General features: G+C 46.7%; 8 protein-coding genes. 7 read left to right on the top strand and 1 reads right to left on the bottom strand.

Annotated elements, in window-relative coordinates; genetic code table 11:
- Nucleotides 1-831: 831 nt before the first annotated feature.
- Entirely contained in the window at nucleotides 832-1,560 is a 729-nt protein-coding gene (locus AB3N00_RS16185; RefSeq protein ID WP_413035521.1) for a YitT family protein, read from the top strand.
- 182 nt (nucleotides 1,561-1,742) lie between these two features.
- Here the strand turns inward: AB3N00_RS16185 and AB3N00_RS16180 are convergent, their stop codons facing one another.
- Complete coding sequence (locus tag AB3N00_RS16180; protein ID WP_413035520.1) at nucleotides 1,743-2,186, bottom strand: DUF2188 domain-containing protein; 444 nt, start codon at nucleotides 2,184-2,186, stop codon at nucleotides 1,743-1,745.
- Nucleotides 2,187-2,387: 201 nt separating this feature from the next.
- On the opposite strand from AB3N00_RS16180, the gene AB3N00_RS16175 reads away from it, so the two are divergent.
- From AB3N00_RS16175 to AB3N00_RS16150, 6 genes are all read left to right on the top strand, one after another.
- Nucleotides 2,388-3,188, top strand: a complete 801-nt coding sequence (locus tag AB3N00_RS16175) for a lipid II flippase family protein (RefSeq protein ID WP_413035519.1) — start codon at nucleotides 2,388-2,390, stop codon at nucleotides 3,186-3,188.
- A gap of 572 nt (nucleotides 3,189-3,760) precedes the next feature.
- Nucleotides 3,761-4,366: an anthranilate synthase component II gene (locus tag AB3N00_RS16170; protein ID WP_413035518.1), complete on the top strand. Its 606-nt coding sequence runs from the start codon at nucleotides 3,761-3,763 to the stop codon at nucleotides 4,364-4,366.
- Between the two features lie 26 nt (nucleotides 4,367-4,392).
- Complete coding sequence (gene pabB, locus AB3N00_RS16165) at nucleotides 4,393-6,189, top strand: aminodeoxychorismate synthase component I (protein WP_413035517.1); 1,797 nt, start codon at nucleotides 4,393-4,395, stop codon at nucleotides 6,187-6,189.
- Between the two features lie 17 nt (nucleotides 6,190-6,206).
- Nucleotides 6,207-9,980 carry a condensation domain-containing protein gene (locus AB3N00_RS16160; protein ID WP_413035516.1) on the top strand — a complete coding sequence of 1,258 codons (3,774 nt, stop codon included), beginning with the start codon at nucleotides 6,207-6,209 and terminating at the stop codon, nucleotides 9,978-9,980.
- A 19-nt stretch (nucleotides 9,981-9,999) separates the two neighbouring features.
- Nucleotides 10,000-12,438 (top strand): non-ribosomal peptide synthetase, encoded by a 2,439-nt coding sequence (locus AB3N00_RS16155; protein ID WP_413035515.1) that lies wholly within the window; start codon nucleotides 10,000-10,002, stop codon nucleotides 12,436-12,438.
- On the top strand, nucleotides 12,431-25,945 hold the full coding sequence (locus AB3N00_RS16150; protein WP_413035514.1) for an amino acid adenylation domain-containing protein: 13,515 nt from the start codon (nucleotides 12,431-12,433) through the stop codon (nucleotides 25,943-25,945). Before AB3N00_RS16155 ends, AB3N00_RS16150 begins: the two co-directional genes overlap by 8 nt.
- The last annotated feature ends 38 nt before the right edge of the window (nucleotides 25,946-25,983 follow it).

The following is a 25,983-nucleotide window of genomic DNA, read 5'->3' as shown; positions in this document are numbered from 1 at the left end:
GAAAACGTCTGCACCCGGACAAGAATAAGCCGATTTTCGTTTGCTATAGTGTATGTGGAAGCGGCCGATGATTCCTTCAAAATTCGCACAAAAATAAAAAATGGACCCAAATTGTCACAGTTGGGTGACTGGACAGTTATATTCGGAGCCATCGGTCATAGAATGAAGGAGCAGGTTGCACCATTAGCAAGCATTGATTGTCCTGGTGTGGTTGTTTGACTGCTGGAGCAGCCCAGAGCCTGCTTTATGCGCATTTTTGGAGGGTCAGCTGTTTAGACCCGCTCACGTCGGTGTTATATAATAGAAGAACAAGCAAGTTAGCTACAGAAGTTTAAACTGGATAAAGAATTCGCATGTTTCTATAAGATGTCATTTACACGAGAACGAAGAGTGCAGAACCCATCTGGAGAAGCGAAGCGTTCGCCTTTATCACCGGATTTTACCTTTGGAAAAAGGAAATCAGAAAATCAGGGGATAACAGCGATCGAAAGAGGGTACTGCAATCGTAGTGGTTAAGTGTAAAGTTCATTTGGTCAAACGTGTAAAGTTCGCCAGTTTAATTGGCATAGCTAACCACAACAGACAGAAAGGATCAGGATACCATGAGTTCCCGAAGGACAATCTCCCCAAGGACGATCTGGAAACGTTACGATCTCTCATACACATAGCGCCCCTTGTAGAGTAAACCAACCGTATCCAAAAAACGGCTGACTCTGCGAAAGAGGGGATTGGAATGAATATTCGAAGGACAAATACGATGATTTCTTCCAGGCTTGCCTTTTGCAGGGTACGGTCGGTCTAAACCAACCTACAAACTGCGAGGGAACCTGAATGAAGAGAACATCGTTAACCAAACAACACATTAAAGCTGAGGCGGGAAAGCTCGCCATCATGCTGCTCGGTACTTTTATTTTGGCATTTGCGTATTATCACATTAATTTTCAGAATCATTTATCGGAGGGCGGATTTGTCGGTCTGGCCCTGCTCGGAAAATACGCGACGGGGTTATCGCCTGCCATCGGCATGCTGCTGCTCGACATCCCGGTCATGATTCTGGCTTGGTTTATTAAAGGCTGGAAGTTCATGATTCAGGCGTTGATTGGCGTCGGTGCATTCTCCCTGTTCTATGACGGGTTTGAGCGTTACTCGACACTCGAAATGTCGTTCAACGGTAACCTGTGGATTCCGGCAGTCTTATCCGGTGTATTGACGGGTATAGGGGCAGGAATTGTGCTTCGTTTTGGCGGAGCGACAGGCGGAGACGATATTCTCGCCGTGCTGGTTAGCCGCTGGAAGGGATGGAAACTGGGAACAGTTTTCTTTGTCAGCGATGCGTTTGTGCTGGGATTATCCCTTTTCTTTCTTCCGGTAAAAGAAACTTTATATACCATTCTGGCCGTGTGGATTGCCAGTAAAGTCATTACGTACGTGGTCAGTGTTCCGGCTCGCCGGACGGTGACAACTTCAGCTGTGAAATTGCCGATACCATCTGCTGCAGCCAAAGCAGTTAACGCTGCTGCTTCACAGCGGGGTACAGTGGCTAGAGGGGTATCCCATTAACCATACGTTTCAGAACGACTACAACCCGTATGAACATGTCATGCTTTCGTTAGATGGTTCAAACGCTTTAAACAAAAATCCCTTTTGGCTGCTTGGGCAGCAAAAGGGATTTTGTTATTTTAGTAGCGTTATTACGAAATGCGGCTGCCCGAGTACTTTCGTTTTTCCATCTACTGATTCGTTCAGGGCTTGATGGAGGAAGCAATCTGCCCATCCTGATTATGGATAATGGCCCGGATGTTCTGCTGGCTGCCAAGTTCTTTGGCCGCTTCTACAGCTTCCGTCTTGGTATCGAATGTGGATAAATATTTGGACTTTCCTTCTTCCTTGATTGCCCAGCCAGAGTCCGTGGGTACCACATGGATGTTATCATGACTTTTGGAAGTAGAGATGGGTTCGGAGTGACGACGCTCAGAAGAGGATTTGTTGCGGTCTGACGATTTCGAATTCTCCGACGCGGGATGATTCTCATCCCACTCTTCCGCTTTGGCTGTCGCTATGGCGATCGAGCGACCTTCCTCATACCCGTCATCCAGCAAGGCATTGGCGATTTCGATTGCCTTATGTCTGATACGTGGCTCCAGGTTTTTCATGGATACCGGATAATCATGTTTGTTCCAAGGCATGTGAATCCCTCCTGTGCAATAATGGATTAGTTGTATATTACCCTGTGAGGGGAGGGATAAACGACGAGCAGGAAAGCTCCATGAGTGTAAGTAACGATGATCCAGGTGCTCTCGTTTCTATACTTCTGCTGGCGGGAGGAGTATAATGCTGTGACATGAATGGAAAAATTCAATAAAAGGAAGATAAAGGAGTTCGTACATATGTTTAGTCTTAGTTTAGCTATTCCCATGCTGTTCACCATGCTGATTCATGCCGCAGACAGCTTGTCATACGCGCTCCGCCTTGGTGGATTACGCACGCGCAGAATCGCGCTGGCTATCTCATTGGCAGGTATCTTGTTGTTGGTTTCTCGAACCTCAAATATGGCTCAGGGTCCAATGATAGGTAATCTGGTGGATACCGCAACGCGTGGAGCCAACCCACACTTTGCAGCACAGCTGCATTGGTTAATGGGTGCCGCAACGATAGGAACGGCAGCAGCCATATTGTGTTTCCCAACCATGGTGAAGCTCTCATCGAGAATGGTCGTGCATTTTGAAGCAGCCGGTTCGATCCCGGCGATGGTTCGCGGTATGCTGAAGCGGAGCAAGATTAGAAATGCAGCATATTACATCACCCCGCCATCCTGGAAGATGGCTAAGCGATTAGTTCAACATGGGATGCCAAGACGCTTAATGACGCTAAATGTAGCGGTAACAGCCATTTATACGACAGGTGTGTTGTCCAGTTTGTACGCAGCGTACCTTTATCCCGCACAGGCTGTTGCTGCATCCCAATCGACCGGGTTAATCAACGGAATTGCCACCATTTTGCTGACCATCCTGATTGATCCGCGAATTTCCCTGCTTAGTGACAAATCATTACGCGGTGAGATCCGTTTGGATCGAATGAGTCAAATCTATGGCTGCATGCTTGTATCCCGTTTATTCGGTACACTGTTGGCACAGTTGTTATTAATTCCATTTGCGTACTGGATCGGTTGGATTGTAAGCTCGATGTAATTGAACTGGTCATATCAGGAATGGTTCCATACTTCCTGAGGGGCCAGTTTTTTTGAGCTTCGATTCATTTTTGCTATGAAAAGACAAAATAACTTATTTTTTATTGAATATTTACATAATAGGTTATCAATGTGCAAAATATTTTAAACAATAGTGGTATACTTGTTTAATATGGTTTATTATGAAATAGGAATTGAGTTTCACTTTAATTCCCAAGATATACGAATATTACATGTTACAGAGTGTACTTCTTCAGATAACTTCCATTATTTACCACTAAAAGGCAACCAGACATTGTTCTCTTTGCTTCTCCTGTTTTACAAGTCACTTAATCCAAGTAATTAAAACCTCTGATTAAATTTCACGAGAAACGATAGCAAATCTCCTTTTATGACGAAAGACGAATTTAATTAAACCGAACAGTCTGTTTTTTAAGTTTCAGAATTCATATTCACGTTACAACTGCAAACAGAACGGTTTGGTACATCTTGTTTTAGACCGAATAGTCAGTCTCCCAGATAGTAAGTCATCCTTTTCTAGATTTCAATTCAATATTGGAGGGATACCTGCTTATGATCGTCATGATTGATAACTTTGATTCTTTCACGTATAACCTTGTGCAGTACTTCGCTGATCTGGGAGAGAATGTACACGTGCACCGTAACGATGCAATCACGCTGGAGGAATTGGAAGAGATGTCGCCAGATTATATCGTAATTTCTCCTGGTCCGTCCAATCCGTCCAATGCCGGAATTTCTCTTGATGTGATTCGTTATTTTGCAGGAAAGATCCCGATCCTTGGTGTATGTCTTGGCCATCAGGCCATCGCTCAGGCATTTGGAGGAAAAGTCGAATCTGCCAAACATCTCATGCATGGGAAAACATCCGATATCACTCATGATGGCAAAACATTGTTTGAAAATTTGCCTGCCGTCCTGAATGTTGCCAGATACCATTCGCTTATTGTCAATCCTGACCTCCCGGAAGAATTGGAAGTCACCGCATGGTCCAGCGATGGGGAAGTGATGGGACTTCGTCATAAAAATTGGACTATAGAAGGGGTCCAGTTTCATCCGGAATCGATAATAACCCCGTCCGGTAAGCAGATTCTGGCTAATTTCCTGCAGAACTGTTCGCGACAGAAGACGGAATCCGATTCAAGTTACGTTACGCTCTAAACCAGCTCCCAAGGAGGTTTTCTTGAATGAATCAATCAGATGCCAATCCGTATATCCTATTTGATTTTGTAGGCGAAGATCGCTGCAAGCAGCGAAAAATCTTCAGGAATCCTGTTGAAGTTATTAAAGCCACATCCATTGATGAGGTGAAACCAGCATTGCGGCAAATTCAGGAGGCCGTTCGTCAGGGATATTATGCAGCAGGCTATGTGTCTTATGAGGCAGCTCCGGCTTTCGATCCTGCTTTTCGTGTTCATTCAGGTGTAGCTTTGCCGCTGGTATGGTTTGGTATTTTTGAAGGGTACGGCACAGGTTTTACAACTTCATCTGAAGGATATCGCATCTCTGAGTGGGAACCAACGGTTACGGAGAAGACATACCATCAGAATATACATAAAATTCACGAGGCTATCGCGCGGGGAGACACTTATCAGGTCAATTATACGATGCGTCTTCGTACAGCTTACGAAGGTGATCCGTACGCTTTTTATACAAAACTATGCGATGCACAACAGGCGGATTATTCAGCCATGCTGCAATTGGGTGATATCAGTATTTTGAGTGCTTCTCCTGAATTGTTTTTTAAGAAAAATGGAAACCAGCTGGAGACTCGTCCGATGAAAGGAACAGTGAAACGGGGATTCTACCAGGAACAGGACAACGAATTGGCGGACTGGCTGTATCAGTCCCCCAAAAATCGGGCTGAAAATGTGATGATTACGGATTTACTCCGGAATGATCTTAGTGTTATTGCCGAGACGGGAAGCGTTCATGTACCGAGACTTTTTGATATTGAGAAATATTATACCCTGTTTCAAATGACCTCCACCGTTACAGCAAATACAAGGTCGCGCATAGAGCTTGAGGACATGTTCTCAGCCCTTTTTCCCTGTGGTTCCATCACTGGGGCCCCGAAGATTAGCACCATGAACTTAATTCATGAACTGGAAGATACGCCTAGGGAGATTTATTGCGGTTCGATTGGCATGTTGAGTCCGGATGGTTCATCCGTTTTTAATGTAGCGATTCGGACGGTGTGGATAGATCATAAGCGAAATCGGGCTGAATATGGTGTAGGCGGAGGCATCACCTGGGATTCGACAGCTTCGGACGAATATGGGGAGGCCAAAACCAAAGCGCTGATGCTAACGGAACAAAAACCGTATTTCGAATTGCTGGAATCGCTTCGATTGGAGAACGGACAGTATGCACTCTTGGAAAGACACCTTGATCGCTTGATGGACTCGGCTTCCTATTTCAACTTTGAGGCAATTAGAGGAGATATTCAGAACAAACTCACTGCCTATGCCAGCGAACATTCAACCGGCCTGCATAAAGTCAGAGTTTTGTTGTCTCCATTGGGGCACATCTCAGTTGAGGGCGCGAGCCTTGCTGAAGTAAAAGGAACCCAGACGGTAGCGCTCGCTAAAACGCCGATCTCTTCCAGGCAGCGCTTATTGTATCACAAGACAACGTATCGGGACGTGTACGAGGTCCATCGCAAGGCGTGTGGAGATGACTATGATGTGTTGCTGTGGAATGAGCGGGGTGAGTTGACTGAATTCACGATAGGGAATGTTGTCATTGAACAACAAGGTAAGAAGTATACTCCACCAAGAGATTGTGGACTATTAGCAGGCACGCTACGAAATCAGCTTCTGGAGGACGGCGTCCTGGAGGAAAAGGTATTAACATGTAAAGACATTATCGAAGCTTCAAATATATGGCTGATCAATAGTGTCCGTGGGTGGATCCCTGTTGAAGTTTCACAGGATAGTCTGGACCATTCGTTACATGAACTCACCATTACCTCAGGGCAGTGAAAGGAGAAACCGTTCGAATGTCATTTCATACTGATCTCCAACGTTATATTAGACGTGAGCTTCCGATCCAACAACTTACCATATCTATGCGGGCGGTGCCTTCTTCCGGGACTTGGCATAAGTACTCGCCCCAACCGGCTGCTTCAAACCTATTGAAGACGCAGGAACATTTCAAATATGGTCAGACACCGAAGCTATGGGATTCGCAATCTAACCATTCTTCTGGAACACCAGCAATTCTGATAGGCAAACCTCTTGATTGTTCGGGACATCCTGAGACGCTTGCTGAGTCCTTCGATCTGACCGTCAGAAATCATCCAAAGAAGAGACTGTACTATAAGTTGGAGAATGGGGAAGACCGAGTGTCGGATTATATGGAATTGTCTCAGGATGCGGAACGCATCCTTCAGGGACTGCATCGGCAAGGCGTCAGGCCAGGAGACTCCGTCATTCTGCAGATTGTTCGCATTGATCATTTCGTGGCCGTATTCTGGGCTTGTATACTCGGCGGGATTATCGCTGTACCGTTGAAACCCGCTCTTCATTTGCCAACTGATCATGTGGATCACCATAAGCTGGAACAGGTGTGGGAGTTATTAAATTGCCCGCTCATTGTAGGAGACTCCGATGCTTCTTTCATGAGGGAGGGCAATCGTAAAAGACCGTTAACCACGGTTCAGGAGTTGCTACAGCATGAACGTTCTCAGAATAGGCATAGGAGTGAATCCGGGGACCCTGTCCTTACCCTGTTTACTTCAGGAACAACAGGTACTCCAAAGTGTATCCGTTATCAAAACCGCCAAGTCCTGGCGAACATTATAGGTATTGAACAACATCTGGGGCTGACGTCCGATGAGATCACATTGAATTGGATGCCACTCTATCATGCTGGTGGACTGTTAACCAATCATATCCTCGGCGTTGTATTGGGCAGTGAGCAGGTGTTAAGCTCCGTTGAGCGTTTTTTGAATACTCCCATTACATGGCTGGATGATATAGAGACACATCAAGTCACATTCACCTGGGCTCCTAATTTTGCCTATGCACAGATCAATCAGCAAGATGAAGCTGTTCATTCCAAGCGATGGGACTTGTCATCCATTCGCACCATTTTGAATGTAGGACAGCCGATTTCGGCCCGGACAGGCAAAGACTTCCTGCATCGGTTAGCCCCATTTGGTCTGAGATCTGACAGTATTGTTCCTGCATACGGCATGACTGAATTTTCCGGCAGTCTCTGCTTTAGTAGAACGTTTGATCATTCCGAGACAGGTGGCATTCAGCATATTGTAAAGGATTCGTTGAATGACGAATTGATCGTTGTCGACCAGTCCAAGACTGACGAAACGATAGCCTTTGTCGAGATTGGAGAGGTGATTCCCGGCATAAGTCTGCGTATAGTGAATGATTGCAATGACCTGCTTCCGGAAGCCCGGATAGGGAAAGTTCAACTCAAGGGAGATTCAATTATCACGGAATACTTCAACAATGCTGAAGCGACTAACAACGCATTAACGGAGGATGGATGGTTCGAATCAGGTGATCTCGGCTTTGTTAGAGGCGGAATATTGACATTAACAGGCAGGGAAAAAGACGTGCTGATCATGAACGGCAGAAATATATACAACTATGAGATTGAAGCAATGATGAAGCAAGTGTACGGTATTGACACGGACTACGTGGCCGCAGCAGGAATATCAGGGGGGGAGTCCGGTAATGATCAGCTTTTGCTGTTTTATACACCCCAGAATGACGATGAAGGCTTGAATTTGTTCGTCTGTCAAGAGCTGAGAGGCAAGATATCGAGACAATTTGGCGTGAATCCCAGGTTTATCGTTCCGGTGAGCAAAGAGGAATTCCCTCGTACACCTACAGGGAAAATCCAGCGCCTGCAACTTGTGGATTTGCTTCTCCAGGGACAATTTGATGAAACGCTAAATCGAATAGACTGCTTGCTGCATGAACGACAGCAGGCCCAGTTGATCATGGAAGAAGAAGTTGCGGCAACTTCGATTGAAATAGCAGATTGGGAACAGGCTGGACAAGAAGATTCAAGGGGAACGCAGATACAACAGGACAAGCTGTGCATTATTCACTACACGTCAGAGCAGGACCATTGCCAAGAGGCTTGGGTGTATACAAAAGTTCGTGAATATGTACAGACGCAGAACATACATTTTGATCGAATTGAAGTGTATAGACAACCTCATGCAACTGAAACAACATCGGTATCTTCAGAGCAGCGTCAGTTTCTTGAGAAGGCATTTCAAATGGTGTTGGGATTAACTCAAGTGACAAGCCATGATGATTTCTTTCAACTTGGTGGCGACTCCCTTCGCATGACTCGGCTGCTATCCATGATTGCTTCCGAATATGGGGTGGTTATTCCGGTACAGCGTTTCTTCAGACAAGCGACCATCGAGGGAATTCTTCATGAACTGCAGCATGCTAAACCGTTGAAAAACCACCTTTCCATCCCGGCTCAGCAGCAGAGAACGGGCAAGCTTCCACTTACATTGAAGCAAAAAAGTCAGTGGGTTCTGCACATGATTGCTCCGGACAGCGCATTTTATACCAATACCTTTTCAATTCACTTTACAGGCGTCTTTCATGTACGCAGACTCCAGAACGCCCTACAAACATTAATGATGCGACATGAGGCTTTGCGTATTCGTTTTGGTATTCAGGATGGAGAGCCCTATCAATATGTCGCGGAGATGGGATCTGATATAGAGATTCGGAAGGTAGATCTGGGGCAGCTTCAGGACAATGAGAGACAAGTTGGAATTAGAGCGGAGATTGAGCGGGAAGCGAACTTGCGGTTTGACCTTGTGAGCGATGCATGTCTTCGATTATGCCTGATCGATTGCGGTACGGACAAGCATATCCTGATTGTGTCCATGCACCACATCATGTCTGATGGCTGGTCAGTAGAGATTTTCACCCATGAATTGGTGCAATTATATAACTCGGAAGTGGAAGAGTCACATCGAATGATGGCTAAACCTTCCGTGTCCTACTCGGATTATGTGTTGTGGCAATCCTCCATGGAACAAGACAACTCTTCTCCCTTATGGGAGCAAAGAGCATACTGGATAAACACACTGAATCGCCCGTTGCCCATCATACAGGTGCCATGTGATTTTCCGTATCCTGAGGCCAGAACATACAAGGGAAATACGATAGAGCGTATAGTAGACCCCCAATTGACCTCTATGACGTTAATGAAGGCGAATCAGTCAGGAGCCACTCTCTTTATGTTCTTATTCTCACTATACGCTTATTTGATCCATCGTTTCACCAGACAAGCCTATATTCCTATTGGAACCGTAATGTCCAATCGTACCCGCGCAGAAGTGGATCATCTCATTGGGTTTGTAGCCAATACGGTTATTCTGCCAGTCGAGTTTAGCGAAGATATGACATTTGAAGATCTGCTGGAACAGGTTAAAGGAATGTCCCTGGATGCCTATCAACATCAGGAAGTACCTATTGAATTGCTGCTACCCGACCTTGCGTATCAGACGGCTCCGGGATCAACGCCAGGTTTTCAGGTCATGTTCACGCTGCAAAATGAATTTACACACCAATATCAGCTCCAGGATGTATCCGTGCAATTGATGATTGAAGCAGGAAATACGTCCAAGTATGACTTGATTCTGCATGTATATGAAGAGTCCGATATCCTGAGGCTACGTATGGAATACAACACGGATTTGTACAGAATGGAAACCATGCATAGGCTTCTTCAATTCTATCTCACCATGCTGGAAGGGGTTGTTGAGCATTAAGCTGTCGAGTCTGAATACAATGCCTGATACCGAGAGGCGCATGCTTCTGGAACAATTCAATGATACGCAGGCCTCATATCCGCGAGATGCAACACTGATCCGTTTATTTGAGGAGCAGGCGGAACGATCAGGTCAACGGGTTGCCTTGCGTTATGAGCATACGGAGATGACTTATGCAGAGTTGAATGCTAAGGCCAATCGCCTGGCGTTTTATCTTCGGGAGCAGGGTGTGCAGCCCAATCAGGTTGTGGGCATTTTGTTATCGCGTTCACCTGGAATGGTTATTAGCATTCTTGCCGTACTTAAGGCAGGCGGAGCTTATATGCCGATTGACCCCGATTATCCGAATGAACGTATTCAATACATGCTTGAAGACAGTAAAGCGCAACTCTGTATTACAGAAGATCAGGGACGCATTCCTGAAGGATTGTCGATTCAGGCAGTCGTTCCAGACATGCTGGATGAAGATGCAGTGGAGGATAGTTATGAAATGAATCCGGAGCAAGTGAATCGACCATCGGATCTGGCTTATATCATCTACACATCGGGATCCACAGGAGCACCGAAAGGGGTCATGATTGAACATTCCAATGTGGTCAGACTGCTTTATAATGACCGCAACCTGTTTGACTTCGGCGAAGAGGATGTGTGGACACTATTCCATTCATTCTGTTTTGATTTTTCGGTATGGGAGATGTATGGAGCGTTACTGTATGGTGCCAAATTGATCATTGTTCCTTTGAATGTAACACGAGAGCCGGCACGGTTTTTGTCATTACTTCAGAAGGAACAGGTAACTATCTTGAACCAGACACCAACGGCCTTTTACCGAATTGCCAAACTGGAAGTGCAGTCAGACATGGACACATCCCTGGCTGTTCGAAAGGTGATTTTTGGCGGAGAAGCTCTTCAGCCCACGCAACTAATGGATTGGAAGAAGAAATATCCTCATACCCAGTTAATTAATATGTATGGAATTACAGAAACAACGGTACATGTAACGTACAAGGAAATGGAATGGGATGATATCCAGGGCAGAACAAGCAACATTGGGAAACCGATTCCTACGCTTCAGATTTACATTCTGGATGAACAGCGTGAACTGGTTCCCATCGGTGTAGAAGGAGAGATTTATGTTGGTGGTGAAGGCTTGGCCAGGGGTTATCTGAACCGAGAAGCCCTAACCGAAGAAAGGTTTGTTCCCCATCCTTTCGCACCCTCGCAACGGTTATATCGAACCGGAGATCTCGCCCGATGGCAGATGAATGGTGAACTTGAATATTTGGGAAGGATCGACCATCAAGTGAAGATCAGAGGTTTCCGAATCGAACTTGGAGAGATCGAATCCAGACTACTGGAGATAGAAGGGGTACAGCAAGCAGTCGTAACCGTTAGGGAAGGGGATACCGGGGAGAGCATGCTCTGTGCCTATTATGTCTCTGAACGGCTGCAGCAGGGCAAGGATTTGAGAGCAAGGCTGTCCCAGCATCTGCCGCAATATATGCTGCCTGCACATTATATTCAACTTAAGACCCTGCCGATGACACTGAGCAACAAAGTTGACACAAGAGCACTCCCTGCCCCCGGCGATAGCGTTACTCCAGTGGATGTCACCGATCTGGTCATGCCAGGCAATGAATTGGAATGGCAGATGCTGAACATTTGGCAGGAGATGTTGGATAACCGGAATATGGGGGTAACGTGTGATTACTTTGAGCTTGGCGGAGATTCCATTCGTGTAATTGAACTGATCAGCCGGATGAACAGAGAACTCGGACTGCATATTCAAATTGTTGATATGTACGATTATCCGACGATTCGAGACCTTGTTAAACATCGTGCTTCTCTGGATGCACCCGATACCGTCCGTAAGGAGATTGAAATGGAGTTATCACAGATGCATGCGGAGTGGCTGGCGAACCCGACATTACGTGCCTTGCTGCCCACCAATGTGGAAGACGTGTATCCCATGAGTGATATTCAGCAGGGAATGGTGTTCCATTACATGAAAAACGAAGGTCTCGGCGTTTATCACGATCAGTTTATATATCAGATTCATGAGCATCGAATTCAGGCGTCGAATCTTCAAGCAGTCATGACTGAACTTGTGAACAGGCATCCCATTCTGCGTACCGGTTTCAATATTTCTGATTTTCCCGTACCCGTCCAATATAGTTGTGAACGGATACATGTTCATATTCAGGAGGTAGAGCTGGAAAGCCTCGACAGCGCATCGATTGAAAAAGAAATCCAAGAATTTATGGAGCTTGACCGCAAGCGACCATTTGATATCCAGCATGCTCCACTGTGGCGTCTGGTGGTTTTCACCTCCCAGGAGGAGTCGTATGTGGGCTGGATCTTTCATCATACCATTCTGGATGGATGGAGCGTTGCCGTCTTCATGTCGGAATTGTTGAATTTGTATGGTGCTCTCAAAGGAGGGGAAGTCAGTGCCTGATCCGTTAAAAATCAGCTACAAAGATTATGTTATAGATCAGATGGCCCAATCCAGAAATTCGTCCATTTTGGAGTATTGGCGAGAAGAACTGTTTGATTACCGAAAATACTCTTTTCCCGAACAACCTGATATCAATAATGGCAATTCAGTGGCCAATTCCACAGTGACTCCCCTTTCTTCAGAACTGTATAACCAGTTGAAAGATTCAGCACGCAACCAGCGTGTTACGGTTAAATCCTTGTGTCTGTCAGCATTCGTCACGACACTATATATGTTGTCCTATGAGGATGATATCTTGATCGGGGTTGTCGAGAATGGGCGTCCTGTTCATGAGGATGGAGCACGCATATTGGGCTGCTTTTTGAATACCGTTCCCATGCGCACGCAATTCGAATCTTTAGTGCACTGGGGAGATATTACTCAGGATGTGTATCGTAAACAAGCCGCTCTCAAAAAGTACGGCCGGTTGTCACTTGTTCAGATTCTGAATGCAATCGGGGAGCAGAGCAGCAGAGAAAACCCGCTATTCGATATTGCCTTTAACTATATTGATTTTCATGTGTATGAGTCTGTGGAAAAAGGGATGTTTGAATTCAAGTCTTACAGCTATGAAAAAACAAACACCATGCTTGATTTCAGTATTTCAGTGACTCTCGGTGAGTTGTCTGTGAAGATGGTGTCCTCTTATCCGAAAGAATTCACGGATCGGTTGCTTGACATATACCTGCGGGTTCTTGGTTGCTTGATCGCCAAGCCTGAACAGGAGATGAATACAGCCGATATCATCACGGCAGAAGAACACGCTTTGCTTGCAACTTACAATGATACAACAGCTGAATACCCTTATGAAGCAAACATAGTAGAGCTATTTGAGCAGCAGGTCGTACAGCGTTCTGAGCGAACAGCAGTTGTAATGGGAGACGAACAGCTGTCATACCGTGAATTCGGTGAGCGGGTGGATCAGCTTGCGATCCATCTGGTTGAATCTGGGGTTGCACCTGGACAGCATGTTGGTCTTATCTCAAGGCGGTCCATAGATATGATTACGGCCATTTTCGCTATATTGAAAGCAGGATGTACATATATTCCGCTGGACCCGGAGTTTCCGAATGAGCGAATTCGTACCATACTTGCCGATAGTGAAGTGTCTGTACTTGTTGCTGAGAAAGACCTCTTCGTCAGTGGTTATGAAGGTAAGCAAATCAGTTTGAGCAAACAGGGACAGTTGCTTAGTGACAGCGAGCGTAAGCAAGCTTCGGAAATGTTAACGAACTGCCGTAGATCCGCTGAAGATGTGGCTTACATCATGTATACATCAGGTTCTACGGGTAAACCAAAGGGCGTGCAAACGACACACCGCAATATTGTGAAGACCGTAATTAATAATGGCTTTGTGGACATTAATGAAACGGATCGGATGCTGCAGCTCTCCAACTATGCTTTCGATGGTTCCACTTATGAAATATTCGGCGCTTTACTCAACGGAGCTACCCTGGTTCTTATTCCCAAGGATGCTGTCCTCAACGTGTCGGAGCTTGCTGATACGCTGGAGCACGAACGAATCACTTCAGCTTTTATGACCGCGGTGCTGTTCAATGCCGTAGTTGAATGGGATGTTCAATCTTTGAAACATGTGAGAAGACTATTCTTTGGCGGAGAAACTGGTTCCAAAAAGCATGTGGAGAAGGCACTGCAATTTCTGGGGAATGACCGGATTGCCAACGGATACGGCCCCACGGAAACGACCGTCTTTGCAGCGACCTATCTGGTCAATCAACGTATGCTGGATTACAATACGGTTCCCATCGGAAAGCCTGTTCACAATACCCAGGCCCATGTGATGAATCGAAGAGGACAGCTTCAGCCCCTGGGAGTACCTGGCGAGTTGTACATTTCGGGAGACGGTCTGGCAGAAGGATATCTGAACCAGACAGAGCTGACCGGGGAGCGTTTTGTAATCGGTGCTGCTGGAGAGAGGATGTACAGAACAGGCGATCTCGTGCGATGGCTGGCGGATGGAAACCTCGAGTATATGGGAAGATTGGATCAGCAAGTGAAGATTCGCGGTAACCGGATTGAGCTTGGGGAAATCGAGAGCAGGCTATCCAAGGTTGAATCGATTCAAGATGCCGTGGTCGTGACGGAAAAGGACGAGCAGGGACATGCCTATCTATGCGCGTATATCGTCCCAAGTGATACCAAAAAGCCTGTGTTGGACTGGAAGAAAGAGCTGAGGCAGACCTTGCCAGAATATATGGTTCCGAGTACTTTCGTTACACTGGAAGCATTTCCGATGACTCTGAACGGTAAGCTGGACCGGAAGGCACTTCCGAAGCCTACAAGAAGACAGAGCAACCATTTTGTTGCTCCGTCTAATGTATTTGAAGACAAGCTGGCACGCATCTGGGAAGAGATTTTGGATATTCAGAGCGTCGGAGTGGAGGAGCACTTTTTTGAAATTGGAGGGCATTCGCTCAAAGCCATGATGCTTGTGGCTAGAGTGCAGAAGGAGACCGGAGTAAAGGTCTCATTGCAGGATGTATTTGTGATGCCTACGATTCGGGAGATGGCCTTGTGGATTATGACAGCACGCTCAACAGATCAGTCTGGTGAAGAAATTGTACCCGCATCCTATAGGGATACGTACCCCGCTTCTTCCATCCAGCAACGGATGTATATTGTTCAGCAAATGGAAAATGCAGATGTAAGCTACAACATGCCTTTTGTGGTCCGGTTAGATGGCAAGCTGGATCTGGATGCTATGGAGAAATCAATGCAAATGTTAATTCAGAGACATGAGGTGTTGAGAACTTCATTCGAGTTGCACCATGGTAAACTGCAGCAGCGAATTCACAGACCGGATGAAATGTCGATTGCGCCATTACACCTTGAAGAAGCTTCATTGACGGATACAGAAGACTCGGCCATTCAGGTGTTCATGGATCAATTCATCAAACCGTTTGATCTGGGGAAGGCTCCTTTGTTCCGAAGAGGTTTGCTTCGCATCAATGAGAAGCGTCATATTCTGCTGCTTGATATGCATCATATTATTTCGGATGCACGATCCATGGAGATTATTATTTCGGAATGGGCTCGGTTATATCAGGGCCAGCTTCTTCCGGATTTGCATGTGCAGTACAAGGATTATGCTGTCTGGGAACAGGAAGTGTATCTCCAACGGGATGCGTACAACAGAAGCAATGAGTACTGGATGTCCTTATACAGAGACGAAGTCCCTGTAATAGAGCTTCCAACAGATCATCTGCGCTCCCCGATCCGTAGTTATAAAGGAAGTCGTATGACTGTTGGGTTAGAGCCTGATCTTGTAACCCGATTAAAACATACGGCACTCACTAACAAGCAGACCCTTTTCATGCTCATGATGGCCTCATATCAGATTTTGCTGTCCAAATACTCGGCGGCAGAAGATATTGTGGTGGGTACTCCGTTTACATGCAGAGATACCCTTGAACATGAACACATGGTGGGCATGTTCGCCAACACGCTGGCACTTCGAAGTAGGCCCAAGGCAGAACTGTCGGTAAGTGCATATCTGGAGATGATGAGAGAGCTTACGCTATCAGCATATCAACATGGTCAATACCCACTGGAAGATCTGATAGATCGCTTGTCGCTGCCGTTTGATTCGAGTCAGCATCCCTTGTTTGGCACGATGTTTATGGTACAGGAGTCAGCTACAGCAGCGCTGCATATACCAGGACTTGAGGTTCAGTATACGGAGTGGGATCATCATGCCTCGAAATTTGACATGACCTGGGTCTGCACCCATTCCGAAGACGATATGACGCTGTCTGTTGAATATCGAACCGATCTGTGGGAGCCACATACGGTGAACCGGATGTTACAGCATTATGTGCACCTGCTGCAGCAGATCGTGACTTTCCCCGAACTGAAAATCGGTGAGCTGGAGCTTGTAACGGAATCTGAAATTGCACAGTTAGAACAATGGAACAACAGGGATGCAGACTATCCTCAAGATGTTTCTATAGCTGAACTGTTTGAGCAGCAGGTCAGGCTCAGCAGCGAGAAACCGGCTGTCCGGATGGAAGGACACCTTGTCACGTATCAGGAGTTGAATGAGCGCGTGAACCGTCTTGCCGGATTCCTGATTACACAGGGAGTTCAGCAGGGTCAGCGTGTTGGACTAATCATGGATCGTTCCATTGAGGTCATTGTTGCAATGCTCGCTATTGTTAAGAGCGGGGGGGCTTACGTCCCTATTGACCCGAGTTTTCCTGCGGACAGGAAGTCATTCATGCTCACGGATAGCGGAGCAAGGTGGTTGATTGCAGACCATCCTGATCAGGTTCCCGACTATGAGGGAGAAGTGGTTATTTTTGATGAGAATTGTTGGGCACATGAGTCCATTCAGAATCCGGTTTTTATCCAGAATAGCGCTGGCAGTGCATATTGCGGGCCTCCTGGTCCGGAAGATTCCTTGTATGTCATGTACACTTCGGGTTCCACCGGTACTCCCAAAGGGGTGATTACGACCCACCGCAATGTGATCAAGACGGTAATTCACAATGGCTATGTGGATATTAGCCACGAGGACCGCTTGCTGCAGATATCGAATTATGCGTTTGACGGATCGACATTTGACATCTACGGTGCCCTGTTGCACGGTGCTGAGCTTGTTCTGATGAAACGGGAAGAGGTGCTGGATGGGAGTGCTCTAGGCAGAGTCATTCGTGAACAGCGTATTACCATCGCCTTCATGACGACGGCACTGTTTAACACCCTGGTAGATCTGGATCCGGCATGCCTGACCGGGACTAGTAAAATCCTCTTTGGCGGAGAGAAAGTATCCGGGAAACATGTTAAAAAGGCCGTTGGACTGCTTGGCAAGCATAGACTTGTGCATGTATACGGCCCGACTGAGACGACGGTATTCGCCACATTTTATTCGATTGCTTCGGGTGAATATATTCCAATTGGTCAGCCGACGAATAATACAAGGTTGTATGTTCTTGACCGTGAAGGCAAGCGTCTGCCTGTTGGGATTCCTGGTGAGCTGTATATAGGTGGACAAGGACTAGCTCAGGGATATTTGGGTCAACCGAAGCTCACTCATGACAAGTTTATCGCTAACCCATTTATTCCGGGAGAACGTCTGTATCGGACTGGAGATCTGGTTAAATGGCTGCCGGATGGAAACCTGGAATTCATTGATCGAATAGATCACCAAGTTAAGATTCGTGGCAATCGGATTGAGCTGGGGGAAGTCGAAGGGCAGCTTCGTATGCTGCCAGGTATACACGAAGCGATTGTGATGGCGGACCGTGACGAGCAGGGTCACTCCTATCTATGTGCTTACATTATACTTCAGGATGGAGAACCGAAGCAGTCATTTCAAGAACTGGCAAGCATGTGGAAACAGGAACTTAAGCATCGACTTCCGGAATATATGATTCCAACAGTCTTCTCCTTCTTGGATGCGATACCACTAACTCATAATGGAAAAATTGATCGCAAGAAACTTCCGAAGCCGGTACTTGTACGAGGACAAAAATATGTTCCTGCGGAAAATTCAGTCCAACAGGGCTTGGTTGGGATATGGGAGAGCGTTCTCGGCATTACAAAAATAGGAATACTGGATCATTTCTTTGAATTGGGCGGACATTCCCTGAAAGCCATGCTCCTAGTAGGCAAGATTCACCAGGAGTTTGATGTCAGACTTACCTTGCTGGATGTATTCCAGACTCCGGTTCTTCGGGACATGGCTGAATGGATTCAACAGGCGACTCGGAATCTGTATGCTGCCATTAAGCCTGCTCCGGACATCCAATCATATCCGGTTACATCGGTTCAGAAGCAGATCTATTACGCCCAACAATACGAATATAGTGGTACAAGTTATAACATGCCAATGTTGTTTGAAATCTCCGGAGCACTGGACAAGGATCGGCTGGAAGCTTGTTTTAAACGAGTCATCGCACGCCATGAATCCCTACGGACATCATTCGATATGGTGAATAGCGAGCTCATTCAACGCATTCATACGATAGACGAAGTGGAGTGGAAGCTTGAAAGATGGGATATGGATTCATTGCAATCCTCGATCCAGGAATCTGATTCAAGTGAAGCAGATCCCATTCACTTGCTGATGTCCACTTTTGTCAGGCCGTTTGATTTGGCGCATGCACCGCTGATCAGAGCAGTTGTAATTGAAACGGACCGCGAACGGCATTTGCTGGCACTGGATACACATCATATTGTTTCTGACGGGGTATCCACTCACCTGATTTATGATGAGTTGTTTGATCTGTATGAGGTACGGCCGTTAAGCCCGATACGTGTTCAATTCAAGGACTATGTCATGTGGAAGCTAAAACAGCAGGAAAGCAGTGCGTATGAGGAAACGCAACAATTCTGGATGGATCAGTATTCGCAGTTTGAGAGTTCCGCTGAACTTCCAATGGATCGGGCACGTCCTGCCATCAGGTCGTATCGGGGAGCATCCTATACATTTGGTCTGCCGAGTAAAAGGGTACAGGAACTGAAGAGAGCTGCTGCCGGTTACGGGGCTACTCCGTTTATTCTTCTTTTATCCACTTATGGCCTGATGTTGTCCAAATATACGGGTGAAGAGGAGATTACCGTAGGGGCGCCGGTTGCCGGACGAGAACATGTGGATATTGAGCCCACTGTGGGCATGTTTGTAAATACGCTGCCATTGAAACTTAATCCGGCTGCCAATCTGAGTATTGGTGAATACATCCATCATGTCAAAAATTATATGCTGGCAGTACATGAACGAGGCATGTATTCCCTCAGCGATCTGCTGGACAAACTCCATTATACTTTTCAGCCGAACCGCAATCCATTATTTGACACGTTGTTTGTGCTTCAGGATATGACACTTCCTGTAAAAACACTTCAGGATATGTCTGTTCGCAAGTTGGATTGGCATGGACAGCAGGCCAAATTCGATATGTCCTGGGTTTGGCATGAAGATGGGGATGAACTCGTGGCTGAGGTTGAATACAGTCCAGACCTGTGGGATCGGGTTACCATCGAACAAATGACTCGTCATTATGTTCATTTGCTGGAACAACTATTAAACAGCAGGGACACGAAACTGAGGGAACTGGAGCTGCTTACCCTACAAGAAAAGTATTATTTTAAAGAACTCAATAAGACGGATGCGCCATATCCACGAGACTGGACTGTCATCGATGCATTCGAAGCCAGCGTGTCAGAGCAACCTGCACAGGAGGCACTCCTATACGGTACAGAGACTGTGACCTATGGGCAACTGAACGAACGCGTAAATCGGATGACGGCCTTACTCAAGCGCCGCGGGATTAGATCCGGTGACTATGTCGGACTATTAACGGATCGTAAACCGGAGATGATTGTTGCCATTCTGGCGATATTAAAAGCAGGAGGAACGTATGTCCCTCTTGATCCCAACTTCCCTGAAGAACGATTAGTATACATCCTTCGGGACAGTGGAGCCCAGTGGCTCATCATAGAGCAGGATCGCACACTTCATTCATACACGGGAACGATTATCCCACTGCTCGAACCACAAGTTTATGCAGAGGGCAGTACGACACAGGCGCCAATCTCATATTCCGCAGAACAGCCTGTCTATGTCATGTATACCTCTGGATCTACCGGAATGCCGAAAGGTGTGGTGACGAGTCACCGCAATGTAGTGAAGACCTGTATTAACAACGGATTCGTTGAAATTGACCAGCAGGATCGTATGTTACAGTTGTCCAATTATGCATTCGACGGCGCAACATATGAAATCTTTGGAGCACTTCTTAATGGAGCAACGCTTGTGCTTATGCCTAATCACCATGCTTATGATGTATCGTTTCTCACACACATATTAAGACAGGAAAGGATCACGAGTCTCTTCATGACAACCTCCCTGTTCAACACGGTAGTTGATTATGACGTAAACAGTTTGCAAGGCATGAGGAAACTATTTATTGGAGGCGAAGCTGCCTCGGTGAAGCATGTGATTAAAGCGCTGGATGTGCTGGGCGAACATCGGATTGTGAATGGCTATGGTCCGACCGAGACTACCGTGTTTGCAGCAACGTATTCCGTGGATGAGAAAGTAAGGGAAAGCGGGCGTGTCCCCATTGGCCGATCCATTCATAATACAAGGCTCTATGTATTGAATACATGGGGCAAACCTCAACCGGTGGGAGTTCCTGGAGAACTGTACATCGGAGGCGAGGGGCTGGCTGCCGGATATTTGGGTCAGCCGGAGCTGACGGAAGAGAGATTTCTCACCCGACACATAGATGGGGAAGAGAGAGTCTACCGTACCGGTGACCTCGTGAGATGGTTAACAGACGGCACACTTGAATATCTGGGAAGATTGGACCAACAAGTGAAAATCCGTGGGAATCGTATTGGGCTGACAGAGATCGAGGATCACATCCTTGCTCTGCCGGAGGTGAATGAAACTGTAGTTATTGCACAACGAGACGACCAGGGACACTCTATGCTGGCAGCGTATGTTGTGCTTGACCATGCAGGTGCACTTACCGGAGAAGAAGCAAAGGACAAGCATCTAGTTGAAAACTGGAGAAAAACCTTAAAAGAAACACTTCCTGAGTATATGGTTCCATCTGTGTTCATCCAGCTCTCCTCCTTACCGCTTACACGGAACGGGAAGCTTGATCGAAAAGCTCTACCCAAGCCAGATCTCGCTTCATTGTCTTCGGATTATGTAGCTCCTTCAACGCATACGGAGAAGGAACTGGCACAACTATGGGCTGATGTGCTGGGTCTTGCACAAGCAGGTGTGCATGATCATTTTTTCGAAATGGGAGGCCATTCCCTGAAAGCGATGGTACTTATCGCGAAGGTACAGGAGCAGTGGGCGATTAAACTGAGCATGCCGGATTTATTTGATGCTCCGACACTGAAACAGATGGCTTCCTTGATTGACGAAGGGGATAAGCAGAACCATACCGTTATTCCGCGTGCCCAAGAGCAAGAGGATTACCCCGTGTCATCGGCACAGAAGCGATTATATCTGGTGGAACAGTTCGAGGATACCGGGACAAGTTACAATATGCCTGTGGTGCTGAGAATGAAGGGGAGACCCGATATGATCCGTCTGGAGCTCGCGCTGAAGGGACTTATTCGTCGGCATGAATCACTAAGAACCTCCTTCAAAATGGTTGAAGGTGAGCTGCGGCAGCACATCCACGCCATGGAGGACATGAACTGGAAACTGGAACATGGATCTGAACCTGACATGCTCGATAGTCATATGAGGGAAGAGCAGACGGCTCAATACATTAGCACATTTGTCCGGCCTTTCGATCTTGGATGTGCACCGCTCATGAGAGCAGGCTTATGTGCACTTTCAGACAGGGAATATCTGCTGATTATGGACATGCATCACATTGTTTCGGACGGAGTCACGACAGGAATTCTGTATCAGGATTTTATTCGTCTCTACCAGGGACAGCCTCTTGATGCAATGCCAGTTCAATATAAGGATTACGCAGTGTGGATGAGTGAACAAAAGAGCAGACTGGCCTACCAGGCGAGTGAAGATTACTGGCTTAAGCGGTATGAGAAAGACATCACCGTACTTGACATACTCACAGAGGGTCGCCGCCCGAGCCGGCGACAATTCGAAGGTTCTTCCCATACGTTTGAACTCAGTCCTGAACTGAGCGGGGCAGTGAGGAAGCTGGCACAACAGACCGACGCAACACTCTTCATGGTGATGCTTGCCGCTTATAACATTCTTCTGTCCAAGTATACGGGGGAACAGGATATTATTGTGGGTATCCCATTTGCAGGAAGGACTCATACCGATATCTCCTCTGTTGCAGGGATGTTTGTTAACACCCTGGCGCTGAGACAAGAACTGCATGGTGATCTAAGGATTCATGAATGGATTGGTCATGTGCGCAGAGAAACGCTACTGGCTTATGAGCACGGAGAGTATCCATTGGATGAACTCATCGAAAAGCTGCAAGTTGCAAGAGATCCAGAACGCAATCCGTTATTTGATACCATGTTTGTCCTGCAGGATGCCAAACCTCAGATGGCAGAGCTGCAAGACCTACACATAGAACCACTGGACTGGGCGAGCAACACGTCTAAATTCGATATGACTTGGGTGGTTCACGAGACTCAGGAGACGCTTAAACTGACGGTAGAATACGCTACAGATCTCTATGAACGTTCTCAAATGGAAAGAATGGCCGTTCATTATGAGCATGTATTAAGTCAAATGTCTGCCACTCCAGACATGTTGATGAACGAGATCAGGCTAATCACTCCTTCGGAAGAGCACGAGATTCTGGGACAGTTCAACGATACTTACGCAGAATATCCGCGTGATCGCACGATAAGCCAATTATTTGAGACCCAAGCGTCGCTTCGCCCTGATCATACGGCTTTGCAATGTTATGGAGAGACGCTAACCTATCAGGAACTTAACGAGAAGGTTTGCCAGCTTGCAAGCTATCTCGCGCAAAGCGGTTTACAGCGTGGAGATGCTGTCGGCTTGCTAGCAGACCGTTCCATTGAAATGATCGTTTCGATCTTGGGAATCTTGCGAGCAGGGGGCGTATATGTTCCGCTGGATCCATCCTATCCACACGAGAGAATGACCTATATGCTGGAACATTGTCATGCAAGTATGCTTATTGCTCCATCGGATAGACCTCTTGCTGGATTCAAGGGGGTAATCGTTCCGCTGGAAGAGTCCCGCCGGATTCCATTGGATCAGAATGCTTTGTCTGCACAATCCAATAGGAGTCAAACGATATTACCTGATGAAGCGACCATGCCGGCGTACATTATGTACACTTCAGGATCGACGGGATTACCGAAAGGTGTGGTCACGACACACCGAAACGTTATTAAGACATCGATCAACAATGGATTTATCCGTATCCGTGAACAGGATCGTATGTTGCAGCTCTCCAACTATGCCTTTGACGGATCAACTTATGAAATCTTTGGTTCATTATTGAATGGGGCAACACTTGTGCTGATCAGCAGAGAAGATCTGTTGGATATCAACAAGCTTTCCTCCATCATGAAGGGCCAGCGTATCACGTCTGCCTTTGTAACCAGTGTATTGTTTAATGCGCTGGTCGATCATGATGTAACCTGTTTGCAACATGTGCATCGATTGTTTGTTGGAGGAGAGGCACTTTCCAAATCTCATGTCATGCAAGCTCAACAATACCTGGGAGACGATCGTATCGCGAATGGGTATGGCCCAACCGAAACGACCGTTTTTGCAACAACATATAATGTCGGGCGTAGTCTGGCAGGACTGGGTTCGGTTCCTATTGGAAGACCCATTCACAATTCGAGAACCTATATTCTTGATGCCCAAGGCCATCTTTTACCTGTGGGTGTAGCAGGAGAACTGTACATTGCCGGTGATGGTGTAGCGGAGAAATACGTCGGAGATTCGGATCTGACGCTGGCCAGGTTTCTGGATGATCCCTTCTGTCCTGGTGAACGAATGTACCGGACAGGGGACAGAGTCCGCTGGATGCCTGATGGCAGTATTGAATTTCTCGCACGGATGGATCATCAGGTCAAAATTCGCGGGCATCGAATTGAACCGGGAGAGATAGAGGCAAGGATGATTCAGCATCCTGACGTACAGGAGGCGGTAGTTATTCCTCGTCAGGACAATTCCGGACATTATCTGTGCGCTTATATCGTTTCATCGGGAGGATTTCACGAGCAGGAACTCAGAAAGTATGTTCAGCAGAGTTTGCCCGAATACATGGTGCCATCATATTTTGTGGCTATTACAAAGCTTCCGGTAACGCGTAACGGCAAGCTCGATCGAGGAGCACTCCCTGCACCGGATCTAGACAGCGTAAAAGGCGATTATAGTGTACCGGTAACTCAAAAAGAACAAATATTGGCCCTAGTCTGGTCGGAAGTGCTAGGTGTGGATCGTGTGGGAATCGACGACAACTACTTTGTCCTTGGAGGAGATTCCATCAAATCCATACAGATTGCTTCAAGACTCACGCGACATCAATTCAAACTACAGGTCAAGCACTTGATGTTACACCCAACGATCGCGGAATGTGCCGAGTTTTTGGAACCTATGGAAACCAGGAAAGAGCAGCAAGATCTCATTGAAGGAGACATCCCTTTAACTCCCATTCAACAATGGTTCTTTGCACAGGATTATAGCAACACGGGCCATTGGAATCAGTCCATGATGCTGTATAACCAAGAAGGATGGGATACGGACACAGTGAATCAGGTATTCCGTAAACTAAGTGAACACCATGATGCACTGCGTATCCGATTTGAAATACGGCCGGAAGGTGTAGTGCAGACGGTTTTCCCAATAGACACGGAGAAGCTCTTCCCTATGGAAGAGCATGAAGTGGAAGCTGACTGGGAACCCGTCCACATTGAACGTCTTGCGACAGCGATACAGTCACAAATGAATCTGGAACATGATCTCATTCGGCTTGGTGTGTTCAGAACACCACAGGGTGACCATCTGCTTATTGCAGTACATCATCTTATTATTGACGGCGTTTCGTGGCGAATTCTGCTGGAGGATTTCCATCGCATGTATCCGGCTATTCTTCTCGGAGACCATACAGTGCGGCTGCCTGAAAAGACAGATTCCTATGCCTTCTGGAGTCGTGAACTTATGAACTATGCCACTTCAGAAGAGATGAAGCAACAACAAGTGTACTGGCACGAGTTGAATCAGAAAGCACTCCAGCTTCGTGAACATCACGATAAACCTGGTCTGCTCAAGCAAAGCAAAACCGTGACTCTGGAACTGGAAGCTTCCAGAACACGCGAGTTATTGACCGAAGTTCATTGTGCATATCACACCGAAGTCATGGATATTTTGTTGACGGCTCTCTCCATGACGTATGCAAAAGACATTGTTATTGATCTTGAAGGGCACGGAAGAGAAGGAATGCTGGACCATGTGGATACAACAAGGACAGTAGGCTGGTTTACCTCGATCTATCCAGTGCTTCTCCGCACAACTCATGAAGAAATTGGTGAAGCGCTGCGTCATACGAAAGAAATGCTTCGCAGCATCCCTGGCAAGGGTACCGGATATTCTATCCTGAAATATCTGACTTCGGAGTTGAAATCTGAGGAGGTGACGTGTGATCCCGACATTGTCTTTAATTACCTGGGGCAATTTGGAGAAGACACACAAGCCGAGTCGTTTACGATGTCACCCATGCCTATGGGCGAATTGATTAGTCCATTTAATCGAATGTCGCATTTCGAAGAATGGAACTGTGTTGTCGATCAAGGGAAATTCCAACTGATCCTTCGCTATGATCCTTCACGGATGGATGAGAAAGCGGCTATGGAGCAAGTAGCCAGCTATGGATTGAATCTGGAGAGATTGATTGTACATTGCTTGACTCGTGAAGCTGAGGAATTTACACCCAGCGACTTTAGCGATGCAGACCTCACGTTGGATGAACTTGATGATATCTCGGATATCATTGCCAAGCTGTGAGCATTCCGGAGATACCTTTGAATGAAAAGGGATCTCCG

The organism is Paenibacillus xylanilyticus, from assembly GCF_047246825.1.
Lineage (GTDB): Bacteria > Bacillota > Bacilli > Paenibacillales > Paenibacillaceae > Paenibacillus > Paenibacillus xylanilyticus_B.
Note: the sequence above shows the minus strand (reverse complement) of the source record. Positions and strands in the feature narration are given on the sequence as shown.

Bases quoted from the DNA above. Each gene is read 5' to 3' on its own strand.
- AB3N00_RS16185 (WP_413035521.1), top strand. From the start codon at position 832: ATGAAGAGAACATCGTTAACCAAACAACACATTAAAGCTGAGGCGGGA.
- AB3N00_RS16180 (WP_413035520.1), bottom strand. From the start codon at position 2,186: ATGCCTTGGAACAAACATGATTATCCGGTATCCATGAAAAACCTGGAG.
- AB3N00_RS16175 (WP_413035519.1), top strand. From the start codon at position 2,388: ATGTTTAGTCTTAGTTTAGCTATTCCCATGCTGTTCACCATGCTGATT.
- AB3N00_RS16170 (WP_413035518.1), top strand. From the start codon at position 3,761: ATGATCGTCATGATTGATAACTTTGATTCTTTCACGTATAACCTTGTG.
- pabB (WP_413035517.1), top strand. From the start codon at position 4,393: ATGAATCAATCAGATGCCAATCCGTATATCCTATTTGATTTTGTAGGC.
- AB3N00_RS16160 (WP_413035516.1), top strand. From the start codon at position 6,207: ATGTCATTTCATACTGATCTCCAACGTTATATTAGACGTGAGCTTCCG.
- AB3N00_RS16155 (WP_413035515.1), top strand. From the start codon at position 10,000: ATGCCTGATACCGAGAGGCGCATGCTTCTGGAACAATTCAATGATACG.